This window comes from Yoonia ponticola, from assembly GCF_014199395.1.
GTDB lineage: Bacteria > Pseudomonadota > Alphaproteobacteria > Rhodobacterales > Rhodobacteraceae > Yoonia > Yoonia ponticola.
In genome coordinates, this window is the sequence record NZ_JACIJM010000003.1 from 22,110 (window position 1) to 33,479 (window position 11,370).

Genomic DNA, 11,370 nt, shown 5'->3' on the forward strand with positions numbered 1-11,370 from the left:
CCGCAGCAGTTGACCCTGTTCGGTCATAGCTACGTCAGCCTTACTGCACCCACATATATCGCTTGCTATTTGCAGTTCTGCTCTGTAATTATGCATCTTCGCAATCAAACAGAATTGCGCCTAAAACGCTAAAAATTGCTCAATTTAGCGTATCTTGCCTACCTACCACACCATTTAATTGTCTTCTTTAGCCGCCGACTGGGTGCTTGTTCTCAGTTCACGCCGCTCTCTTCATTTTTGCTAGTTTGAATTGTCGAACGACATATGTGACGGCGTATTTTCAGGCCGTTTTTTCGAAATCGATTTGTGCCCTCTCGATGTTCACGCGCGTGTCTCGCACGTGGAGATATCATGGGCGTGGCGGCTTTGCGTCCAAGGGCATGAGGTCGAAAAAGATTGACCCTATTTTGGACAAATACCTGCTTTTCACGCCAGGTCCTGTGAACGTGGCTGCTTCGTTACGGCACGCAATCGGCAAAGAAGATATCTGCCACCGCGAGCCTGACTTTGACAATCTGTTGACGAGCATCGAACAAAAGTTGCTGACGCTGTTCGAGATCAAAAAGCGCAATCGTTACCGCGCTGTTGTCATCACCGGTTCGGGGACCGCTGCGAACGAAGCGATTTTGTCGTCGGTTGTCGGGAACGGCTCGATTTTGATCCTGTCGAATGGCGAATTTGGCGAGCGTCTGCACAAGACGTCGGTTATTCACAACAAGCGTACCCATCTGCTACAGCAGCCTTGGGGGATGCCTTTTGATACTGATCAGATCGCAACGTATCTCGCCGCCCATAAGATCGATGTGATCGCGATGGTGCATCATGAGACGTGCTCTGGAATGCTGAACCCGCTTGCGGTGATCGGTGGGTTGGCAAGGGCGCATGGCGCGATCTTTGTGGTCGATGGTGTGAGTTCTGTTGGTGCCGAAGTCATTGATATGGCGGGTTGTAACATCGCGTTTTGTTCGAGCTCCAGCTCCAAGGCAATCGGGTCTTATCCGGGGTTGTCGTTTGTCATTGGGCGCAAAAAGCAGTTCAAAAAGCTGAAGTTTCATGTCGCCAAAACGACGTATCTGAACCTTGCGACGTTTTATGGTTTTCTGAAACAACATGGCCAAACACCGAATACACCCGCTGTGCCGTTGTTTTTCGCCTTGGAACAGGCGCTTACCAATATTCTGACCGAGGGCGTCGCAAACCGTTTTGCACGGATACGCGCGCGCGCTGACCAGTTGCGCTTAGGGATGCGAAAACTGAACCTCGAATTCGTTTTGGACGAAGCAACCATGTGCACGATCCTGACCACAGTAAAGGTGCCGCCGTCGATTTCGGTCCGCGATCTGCGCGACAGATTGCGCGAGAAATCGATCATCATTTACGAAGGCAAAGGCTGCTTTGCAGGCAAGGTGTTTCAAGTCGGCAATATCGGCGAGTTGTCTGATCGTGACATCCAGTTCTTCCTCAGCACGCTGCGCGACGTCTTACTCAAATTGCAGGCAGAGGCGGCCGATGTTGTGGCCCCAATCCGCACCAAGGCTGTCATTCCATCAATCGTGGCACGCGCAATGCCAACACGCGCAAAGGTACGGTCATGACAGGCAAAATCACACAGCTTTGGGCTACAAAAACCAAAGATGACGAATGGTGGTCATCGTTTGTGACAGCACCGCTTGGGATTGTAGCGAACGTGTGGGCCGTTGATATTCCCGCAATCACACCGAACCGGATCACCGCCGCGTCATTTGCGGTCGCTGTGGTTGCGACCCTGTGCATTTTGATCGGCGGTATTGGGTGGTTTATTGCGGCGGCTATACTGATCCATCTCAGTCACATCCTTGATTGTATGGACGGCCAGATGGCGCGTTATCGCAAGGTATCTTCGCCTGTGGGCAGCTACTTTGACCGCCTTACGGATCAGGTTCAGGTGACGCTATGGTTTGGTGCGGCGGGATATGCGGCCTATGCGCAAACACTAAGCGTCGTGCCTGTGTTCCTCGCCCTGGTCGGTATCTCGTTTTATGGGCTGCGCGGATATGTGAAGTACATTGCGTTAGAGATCGAAACAGCCCTTGATCCTGAATATCCCGCAAAGATGGCATTGCGCAAAAAGCGGGACCCTGTGGCCGGATTAGGCTTTGGCCTCACAGCCAATGTGAAATGGTTCATCAAAGAACAGGCCAAGGTGCTGGACTGTGACGAGGGTGTGTTCATCTTTATGTTGTCAGTGGCGCTGATCTTTGACCAATTGACCCCCATGCTGTGGATTTTCGCAGCAAGTCAGCTGTATTGGGGCACCCTGAAAGCGTGGCAGCGCGGTATGAATATCGATGCAAACCAAAAGCTTGCGATCCAAAAGTAACTTTTCGAAACGCTGATCAAGTCAGGACGAGACCTATGAAATACGACAACAATCGCCCACCTATGGCCGTTATTCTGGCCGCTGGCATCGGATCGCGCCTCAGCCCGTTAACGGACAAAAGCGCCAAGTGCCTTTTGTCCGTCGGTGGCTCTGTCATTCTAGAGCGGATGATCCGCAATTGCCTTAGCTGTGGCATGTCCCAATTTGTGCTGGTGCTGGGCCACCGTGCCGAAGAGATCAAACAGTTCGTCGACAAGACGTTTCGCGGCATCCGCGTCACCTATGTAATCAATGACCGATATCGCGATACCAACACAGGCTATTCGCTGATGCTTGCCTCATCTGTTGTGGGCAATGCCGAGTTCATCAAATTTGACGCTGATGTCGTGTTTGACACCAAGATTTTACGCGGCTTGGTTGATAGCGCTTTGCCGAACGTGCTGTGCATTGACCGCAATATCGCACTGGCTGATGAAGAGGTGAAGGTAATCGCAGACGAGCAACTGCGCGTCAGCGAGATTGGCAAATCGGTCGACCCTGAAACCGCACTCGGTGAATCCATTGGTATCGAGAAAATCAGCGCGGTCACGGGGCCACTGCTGTTTGCCGAGCTGAAGGAAATGATGGAAAGCCCTGCCCACGCACAGGACTATTACGAGGCCGCCTATGCGCGGTTGGTTGATAAAGGGTTACCGTTTCACGCGCTGGACATCACAGGCTTGAAATGGACCGAGATCGACACCGTCGAAGATTTTGCGGCCGCCAATGCGAAGTTTGGATCACCCGTCATGACCGTATCGCGCGGACAACAACGGGCGATGGACGAGGCAGACGCGAACGCACAGCGCCGCAAGTAGGCACATACACCCATTCATTCCGCGTCTTTGACGGACGCGCGATGCATACCGCAGCCTCTCTTTGCCGAAACGGCAACGGATCGCTGCATTTTGGAAGGACAGACAATGGCCAAAGGTAAGAACAGCAACAAAGAGTCCAAGAAACCGAAGCAAGAAAAGCCGAAAGTCTCTGCGACGGCGAATTCTAATGCTGGAAAACCCCCGATCTCTATCGCGGGTAAAAAGGTAAAATAAGCGCGTGCGATTGACCGGATTTGTGCTGTTAATCAGCAGTTAGCCGAGGTGGTCAATCAGCGTAGCTATATCGAAGGCATTGGTACTCAAATGTGAGAGTGCCAATGCGCTATGGCTTAGGTCTCGAATTGATTGATCCGATGGCAAAACTTCGCAGGGGGTTAACACCCTGCCCCGTGATTTTTCGGTCTATTTGTTCGCAGTCACCGTCAACGGGATCTCGCCCAGAACGACACCGCCTTGCCCCATGAAATACCGGATTTCGTAGTCACCAGCAGCGTCGGGCAAGCTGATCGATACGGGGTTACCGCTACTTGTGTAGGCATAAGACAGATACCCATCCGCGCCCGCGTTCGCGATGCCGATATAGTCGCGCGAATAATCCGGCCCTTCCCACCCCACGATGATTTCGCCTTGCGTCACAGGAACCACCTGTTCCGCGACAAGCTGTGCTTTGACCTGCGAGACTGTCACGGGCTGGCTGTAAAGGATCACGCTATCTTGCGCCTGAATGTAACGGATTTCGAATTCACCAGCTGTGGCAGGCATGATTAGTTGCAACGGCGCGCCGTCTTTTGTGTAGGTGTAATTCACGTATTGGCCACCGCCGTCGCCAACGCTGGCGACGGAAATATAGTCAAGGTCATAGTTTGGACCGGTCCATGCGACCGTGACCGACGCCCCCATAGGCGCGGTGGCGGGCGCTGTCAGGTTGGCCGCAACTTCGTTGACGGTTAGGGTTTGGCGCGACAGCACAACATTGCCTTGCGCCACGATGTAGCGGATCTCGTAGGTGCCCGCCTCGGATGGCATCACAAGGTCAAGCGGTGTGCCTTCGTTAACGTAAGTATAGTTTTCGTACTGCCCGCCCGCGACGTCAGGCTGTGCCACAGAGATGTAATCGCGGTCGTAGGCTGGACCCGTCCACCCGACCGAAACCGTTTCTCCTGCCATCGCTGTATCCGGTGCGGTCAATGATGCGCCCACGTCGCCCACCGTAATTTGGGATCGTGCGACGACGGTTTGCGCTTGATCCAAGACATAGCGGACCTCGTAATCACCTGGCTCTGACGGCATCACGAGCGTCAACGGATTGCCGTCTTTGGTGTAGGTATAGTTGATGTAAGTCCCATCTGCGGGGCCAACCGAGATATAATCACGCAGGTAATCGGGGCCATCCCAGCCGATTGTGATCGTTTCGCCTGCGGTGGCGGCTTCCGGTGCGATCAATGCGACTTTCAACGGCGTGACTGTGATTTCACGCGCTGCCAGTTCGGTCTGATTGTCATCCGAGATATAGCGCAAAAGATAGGTGCCAGCGACGGGCGGCATTTGCAGTCCATCCTCGGTCGTGTTCACGGTGTAAGTGTAGTTGATATAGGGCGTTCCGTTTTGCACGACGGCACCCACAGAAATGAAATCACGATCCGCATTTGGCCCCGTCCAATCAACCGCGATAGTCTCGCCAGCAATGGCGGTGTCTTGGGCGGTGATCGTGGCCTTTGGTTGCGGGACCGCAAGCACAACAGTCACGGTCTGCGCGGTCTCGGTGACGGTGAAATCAGCGATCGCCGCGATGTCGTTTACGGCATCATAGGCGCGAACTGTGTAGTTGCCCGCCGCAAGTTCAGTCGCATAGGACGCAGCTGCGGGTGCTGCGATATTCACACTGTTACCCCCCGAAATATCCCATGTGACCTGCGCCGTTACATCGTCGCCACCCTCGCCACGGGTCGCGCGGAAATCGATACGTGTCAAAATCGGCTCGGGGTCTGGTTGGACAACGGCGGCGACTGTCGAGAGCGCTGCCGATAATTCTTCAGCATCTGACGCGGTTAGGAACTGCCCGCCCGTCTCGTCCGCGATGCACTGCATTTGGGCCAAAGCGTCAGGTTCGGTCACGTCAAAGCCAACCACATGCGCCGTGAAGTCGATGCCAGCCTCGTTCAACGCGCGGGCTGCAGCACATGGATCGGGATTACAGGTCTCAATGCCGTCTGAGACGAGGATGACCGTGGCTGCGACTTCGGTATAGCGAAGCGCCTGTGCCGCCGCGATAATCGCGTCCGTCATCGGTGTTTTGCCGCGCGGGCTGATGGCGTTCACAGCGGCGAGAATTTCGCTGGCAGAGTTCGGAACCGGTGCCACGATGGTTTCGATATCGGCGCAATTCCCGCGCTCGCGGTGACCATAAACGGTCAGCCCTAGGTTCTCGTCCGGCGGAAAGTCAGCAAGGATCTGGCCAACAACATCGCGGGCAATCACGATTTTATTCACCCCGTCAATCTGGCCCCACATTGAACCGGACCCATCCAGAACGAGGATGGTGTTGGTGCGATCTTGGGCGGTAGCGAGGTTGGGAATAAAGCTAAGGCAAATGAGCAAGGCGGATAAAAAACGCACAGTAAGTCCTCTCGAAAAGAAGATTTATGGTCGAAGGGTGCGCTCTATTTGACGCAGGGTCAAGGACGTCGTGGATTGCGTGTCAGGATCGCGCTGAAGTCGAATTGCGCGCATTGCGGCACCGGACCGAGCAATAGCGCACATCCTCCCAGTTCTTTTCCCACTTCTTGCGCCAGCTAAAGCTACGCATACAGATCGGGCATATCTTTTGCGGCAAGTTACACTTTTTCATCGGCTGCGATCTGCTTGAAAAACCTGTCGGTATCCATTCGGATCGCATCCCGCTTGTCGTCTGACATGCGATCTAAGGTTTTGTACATAAAACCCATCCTTGGATTGCCGCGCAGTTTGTCTGCGTTCCGGTCGATAAAATCCCAATACAGATAGTTGAAAGGGCATGCGTTGGGTCCGTTTTTAACCGTGTGTTTATACCGACATGACCCGCAATAATTCGACATTTTGTTGATATAAGCGCCGCTGGCTGCGTATGGTTTTGACGCCATCACCCCGCCGTCTGCGAACAGGATCATGCCGCTTACATTGGGCAATTCGACCCATTCATAGGCGTCGGCGTAAACGAGCAAGTACCAGTCATTGACCTGTTCGGGGTCCAATCCCGCGATCAAAGCGAAATTGCCCAAGACCATCAGACGTTGAATATGATGGGCGTATGCGTTCTGTTTGGTCTCGGTGATGCACTGCCGCATGCAGTTCATTTGCGTGTCTGCGGTCCAGTAGAATTCGGGCAAAGAGCGATTGGCATCGAGCGCATTCATCGTCTTGTAATCAGGCATTTTCAGCCAATAAATCCCGCGCACATATTCGCGCCAGCCTAAGATTTGGCGAATGAAACCTTCCACCGCGTTCAGCGGTGCGTCCCCTTCATGATAGGCGGCTTCGGCGCGGGCGATGCATTCCAGCGGCGTCAAAAGCCCGCAGTTCAAATAGAGCCCGATGTGACTGTGATACATCCAAGGCTCGTCTTGGATCATCGCGTCTTGGTAATCGCCAAACATGGCGAGCCGTTCGTCGACAAACATGTCCAAGGCTTGCAAGGCCCCGTCGCGTGTCACCGCAAAATGAAACGGGTCGATGTTACCGAAATGATCCGCAAAATGGTCCGTCACTAGCGTGATGACGTCTTCTGTGATCGCGTCAATCTCTGCGTGAAACGGCGCAGGCACAGACAGATTTTTGGGCGGCGATTTCCGGTTGTCGGCGTCATAATTCCACTGTCCGCCGATTGGCCCGTCGTCTGTCATCAGCACGCCGTATTTCTGGCGCATCTCGCGATAGAAATACTCCATGCGAAGCTGTTTTCGGTCTGTCGCCCATGTCGCAAATTCTTCTGTCGTACACAGGAACCGGTCGTCAGGGCGGATGGACACAGGGGTCCCGATCTCGTCGGCCCATTGCTGCATATCCATCAGCAAACGGTGTTCGCCCGGCGACGTGACAATGACTTCGTCAATGCTATGTTCGTTCATGAGACGTGCGACTTCGCCGCGCAATGACCCTGTATTTTCGGGGTCGTCATAATGCACGTATTGCACGTTGAACCCATCGGTTTTGAGGGTCTGCGCGAAATGGCGCATCGCTGAAAACAAGAACACGATCTTCTTCTTGTGATGTTTGACGTAGGTCGCTTCCTCGCGCACCTCGCACATCAAAATCATGTCGTCTTTGTCGGCGTCAGCGAGGCTGGACATCGATAAAGACAGCTGGTCGCCTAAGATCAGTCGCAGTTTCATTGCGGTGTCCCTTCTATATCGTCTGGTAATCGCGCCACGAACACGAGCGCCAACAGCTTGAGTGCACAGGGAAATAGCGCGTAGAGCACGTTCAGCGACAGCACGGCCTCTGCAGTATTCTGCACACCGGGCGTGAACTGAGCGAGTTGAAGCGCGGGCAAAACGATTGCCGCTGCCACCGCCAATGAGATCTTAGCGGCAAAAGCCCAAACGCCAAAACCGATGCCTGTTGCGACCCCTTTCTTGACCAGTGCTGTGGCAAATAATGCAGGCAGGATCACCATGTCCGCGCCCAAGGCGGCCCCCGACACCAGACATATTACGCCGAACTGCCACGCCGCACCTGCTGGCAGAAAGAAGGCACCGATGAATGATAAAATCGCAAAGCTCATCGCACAGAGCAGAACCTGACGAGCGCCAAGGTTTGCTGCGAGCTTTGACCAAATTGGTGCGGACAATCCGGCGGCCAAGAAAAACAATAACAGGAACAGCCCTGATAAGTCCGGTAGGCCTAACCTGTCCTCGACAAAGAACAAAAACAGCGTCGAGGTGACAGCAACGGGTAGCGCGTTGAGTAATGCAATCACAAGCAGCTGAAGGATCGTCGGCTGAAACAATGCGCGGAACGGCTGGCTTGCGGTTTCCTGCGCTGCAATCGGCACCCAAAACGATTTACTGACGCGCCAGACAATCAGCGACGCCGCGACCAGAAGCGCCCCAAAGATCGCGTAGGCCTGCAACGCGCCAAAATAGATACCAAGCACGCCGGGAGCGATGACGGCCACCACGATCCCCGCAAGCGCGCCCGTCTCGCGCAAACCAGCGAACCGCAGGTGTTCGGCGCGTCCGTTATTGCCAATCAGTTCAGCGCCTTGGCCGTAGAAAAGGATGGTCCCAAGGCTAAAGGCCGTGAAGACTAGAACCAGCCCAACAGTCAGGCCAAATACGTCTGGCTGCATCACAAAGGCGATGAAAAACCCAAGGCCCATGCCCGCAAAGGCAAGTGCCGCGAATAGCGCGCGCTTTGTCCGAAACTTATCAATCAACCGCCCGAGCAGCGGATCTTGTATAAAGTCCAAGGCGCGAAGCCCGAACAGAATAACCCCAATTGTCCCCAACCCGATGCCAAGCTCTGCGGCGTACCGTGGCAGATGGATATAAAGCGGGATGCCAGCCGAGGACAGAAATGCGGCGACGGCAGGAACTGTTAATCGGTTATTCATGATATCTCCAAACACACTTAATTTACGCATCAAGCGCGTGTTTGGATCATTTTACGAGATAGGGATGTGGCGCGGTGTTTGCGATTTTGGCTTTATGAAACCGCCTTTTTGGTTTTAGCCTTTTAGCAACGCACTCTGCACCGCGTCATCCCACCCCAGATAGAACGTATCCTGCTCGCGGATAATCGGACGCGCCATCACTTTTGGGCGGGCGTTAATCTGGGCCTCAGCTTCGGAGTTCTTCAGCCAATCATTGAGTGCGCGGTAATCATTCGAGGTGCGATCCACCAGTTGGTCGCCAAACTCTGCGATCAATTCGTCCAGTTCGGTTTCGGTCAGCGGTTCTGCTCTGACATCACGAAATGTAATTTCCTTGCCGTCCGCTTCCAAGGCTTTGCGTGCCTTTTGGCAAATCGCACAGGTGGGCAATCCATAGATAATCATGTCGCAAACTCCTTTGGCGCATAGCTGACCATCTTGCATCGACCGCGGCGATGCAACCGGTTCATGCATCCCTGCCCCAATGCACACCTTGGTTGCACGACGAGTTTTTGCGGCATCTGCAACAAAGAGACAGCTTTCGGTTGCTGTGTTATGCTTGCAAGGTATCCGTGTAATGAGGTCATTCATGTTAACCACAACCCGCGTAATTCTAATCCTACTTGGCGTGTCGGCTATCGCAATCGGACTGATGGTCGTAGTCTTCGGAGCAGACGCAACGGCACGTATTTTCAGTGACACTATTGGCATGGCGATAGGATCGACGCCCTATGCTGGCGGATTGGAACACGTCAATGTTGACAGCGAAATGCGGTTTTTTTCGGTGTTCTGGATTGCTTATGGCGCAGTGCTTTTGTGGCTTTCAACGAGACTAGTGAGCCACGCACAATGGGTCTATGCCGCAATCGCCCTGTTCTTTTCGGGCGGCGTCGCCCGTCTATTTTCGCTTGCGTCACTTGGCTGGCCAGACCCGTTGTTCATGGGTCTTATGACGATTGAACTGGCTGGTCCAATCATTGTCGCGGGAATTTTTACCCTTGGTCTACGCGCAAGAAAATGAGCGTCACCGCGCCTTGTGTTGCATAATAAAGTCGCTCACCGCAGCCACGCGCGCGATTTCGCTGCGTCCTTTACGTGCGATCATCCACAGATCGTGGTAGTGTTTTTGCGGCAGTCGAATGATCGCCACGTCCTGCTTGTTCGTAAAAGCATCGACGCCGGATTTGGGCAATATGGTATAGCCTAGCCCCTGTGCGACGGGCATGGGGATTTGACCGATTTGGTTCACGAAGGTGCGAACCCGCAGGCGGTCCGCCCCTTTGTAATCCTTTGGGAAGTTCAGCGAAAACAGATCATTCGCGTAGGCGTAGCCGTCTGGATGCGCGACAAAACCGAGGTCGTTCAGCATTTGCAGATCAAACGTTTGCCCTGCCAAAGATCGCGGCACGACAAGACACAATTCTTCACGCCCGAGTGCGACGGCCTCTAGTCGCGGATGGTTGATCGGTTCGGCAATGACGCCCAGATCAAAATCTCCGCTCAGAACGGAAGTCACAATGCCGCCGTGCGGCGCGGCGGTGACGTTAATTACAAGTTCGGGCGCGTGCTGCATCCGGTTGAGCAGATGCGGATAAAGCCACATTGCAAAGCTGCCGGAACAGCCGATACTGATCTCGCCGACGTCTGGACGATCGACTTGGATCGCGTCCTGAAGGGCGCGTTCTTGCTGGCGTCGCGCGGTCCCAATCGCCAACACCGCTTCGCCTGCGGGTGTCAACGTAAACGACTTTCCATCCTTTAAGATCAGCGGCTTGCCGACTTGCGACGCGAGCTTGTTCAAGTGTTGCGACACGCCCGGTTGGGTCATCCCCAACAGGTCCGCCGTGCGTGTGAAATGCCCGACTTCGCAGAGCGTCGTAAAGGTGTCCAACCACGTAGCGTTTAGCATGTGAGTCTCACATATTTATGAAAACCATATCGAATGATAATTTTTAATACAGGCGTAGTCCATCTAAATCACGTTCAACACTACAAAAGGAAATACCATGCAACCGACACCGCGCTCATTCTCTCACATCGGTCTGTCTGTCCCTGATTTGGACAAGGCGATCACATTCTACGGCGACGTGCTAGGCTTTTACGTCATCATGGAACCGACCGTCATTGTCGAAGACGACAGTGATATCGGCCAGATGTGCTCTGACGTTTTTGGCAAAGGTTGGGGCCGGATGCGTATCGCGCATTTGGCGACGGCTGACCGTATCGGGTTCGAACTGTTCGAATTTGAAGGAAACGAAGCACCCAGCGACAACCTCAACTACAGGCAACACGGCACGTTCCATTTTGCCATTCAGGACCCTAACCTAGAAGACCTGTTGGCCAAGATCGTCGCAGCGGGCGGAAAGCAACGGATGCCCGTGCGCGAATATTTCCCCAATGATAAACCCTACCGCATGGTCTACGTCGAAGACCCGTTTGGCATCGTCTTTGAACTGTATAGCCACAGCTATGAGCTAACGTATTCGAACGGCGCGTATTCTTGA

The 11,370-nt window shown here is 54.0% G+C and carries 12 protein-coding genes; 6 read left to right on the plus strand and 6 right to left on the minus strand.

The genetic code is table 11. The features are described from left to right. The first annotated feature begins 380 nt into the window (after positions 1 to 380). The 4 genes from FHS72_RS05160 (at position 381) to FHS72_RS18560 (ending at position 3,450) form a co-directional block, all read left to right on the plus strand. The gene (locus tag FHS72_RS05160) at positions 381 to 1,595 is read left to right on the plus strand and encodes a pyridoxal-phosphate-dependent aminotransferase family protein (RefSeq protein ID WP_183526624.1); all 1,215 of its coding nucleotides are present in this window, start codon (positions 381 to 383) and stop codon (positions 1,593 to 1,595) included. Then, on the plus strand, positions 1,592 to 2,359 hold the full coding sequence (locus FHS72_RS05165) for a CDP-alcohol phosphatidyltransferase family protein (RefSeq protein WP_183526626.1): 768 nt from the start codon (positions 1,592 to 1,594) through the stop codon (positions 2,357 to 2,359). The genes FHS72_RS05160 and FHS72_RS05165 overlap by 4 nt, the downstream gene beginning before the upstream one ends. A gap of 35 nt (positions 2,360 to 2,394) precedes the next feature. After that, positions 2,395 to 3,216: a phosphocholine cytidylyltransferase family protein gene (locus tag FHS72_RS05170; RefSeq protein WP_183526628.1), complete on the plus strand. Its 822-nt coding sequence runs from the start codon at positions 2,395 to 2,397 to the stop codon at positions 3,214 to 3,216. Positions 3,217 to 3,321: 105 nt separating this feature from the next. Next, positions 3,322 to 3,450 carry a hypothetical protein gene (locus tag FHS72_RS18560; protein ID WP_281378259.1) on the plus strand — a complete coding sequence of 43 codons (129 nt, stop codon included), beginning with the start codon at positions 3,322 to 3,324 and terminating at the stop codon, positions 3,448 to 3,450. A 189-nt stretch (positions 3,451 to 3,639) separates the two neighbouring features. Here FHS72_RS18560 and FHS72_RS05175 read toward each other — a convergent pair whose 3' ends face one another. The 5 genes from FHS72_RS05175 to FHS72_RS05195 all read right to left on the minus strand — a co-directional run bounded on the left by FHS72_RS05175 (position 3,640) and on the right by FHS72_RS05195 (position 9,271). Next, on the minus strand, positions 3,640 to 5,853 hold the full coding sequence (locus tag FHS72_RS05175) for a VWA domain-containing protein (protein WP_183526630.1): 2,214 nt from the start codon (positions 5,851 to 5,853) through the stop codon (positions 3,640 to 3,642). Between the two features lie 82 nt (positions 5,854 to 5,935). Next, positions 5,936 to 6,133 carry a DUF2256 domain-containing protein gene (locus FHS72_RS18645; RefSeq protein WP_425511108.1) on the minus strand — a complete coding sequence of 66 codons (198 nt, stop codon included), beginning with the start codon at positions 6,131 to 6,133 and terminating at the stop codon, positions 5,936 to 5,938. Continuing rightward, positions 6,072 to 7,604, minus strand: coding sequence for a cryptochrome/photolyase family protein (locus FHS72_RS05185; RefSeq protein ID WP_183526634.1), 1,533 nt, complete (start codon positions 7,602 to 7,604; stop codon positions 6,072 to 6,074). Before FHS72_RS05185 ends, FHS72_RS18645 begins: the two co-directional genes overlap by 62 nt. Then, the gene (locus FHS72_RS05190; protein WP_183526637.1) at positions 7,601 to 8,827 is read right to left on the minus strand and encodes an MFS transporter; all 1,227 of its coding nucleotides are present in this window, start codon (positions 8,825 to 8,827) and stop codon (positions 7,601 to 7,603) included. The genes FHS72_RS05185 and FHS72_RS05190 overlap by 4 nt, the downstream gene beginning before the upstream one ends. A gap of 114 nt (positions 8,828 to 8,941) precedes the next feature. Then, complete coding sequence (locus FHS72_RS05195; RefSeq protein ID WP_183526639.1) at positions 8,942 to 9,271, minus strand: arsenate reductase family protein; 330 nt, start codon at positions 9,269 to 9,271, stop codon at positions 8,942 to 8,944. 184 nt (positions 9,272 to 9,455) lie between these two features. Between FHS72_RS05195 and FHS72_RS05200 the strand changes: the two genes are divergently transcribed. Continuing rightward, positions 9,456 to 9,887 (plus strand): DUF4345 domain-containing protein, encoded by a 432-nt coding sequence (locus tag FHS72_RS05200; protein WP_183526641.1) that lies wholly within the window; start codon positions 9,456 to 9,458, stop codon positions 9,885 to 9,887. Positions 9,888 to 9,890: 3 nt separating this feature from the next. Here FHS72_RS05200 and FHS72_RS05205 read toward each other — a convergent pair whose 3' ends face one another. Continuing rightward, entirely contained in the window at positions 9,891 to 10,775 is an 885-nt protein-coding gene (locus FHS72_RS05205; protein ID WP_183526643.1) for a LysR family transcriptional regulator, read from the minus strand. Positions 10,776 to 10,872: 97 nt separating this feature from the next. Between FHS72_RS05205 and FHS72_RS05210 the strand changes: the two genes are divergently transcribed. Beyond that, a complete protein-coding gene (locus tag FHS72_RS05210) occupies positions 10,873 to 11,370 on the plus strand; it encodes a lactoylglutathione lyase family protein (protein WP_183526646.1) in 498 nt (165 codons plus the stop codon).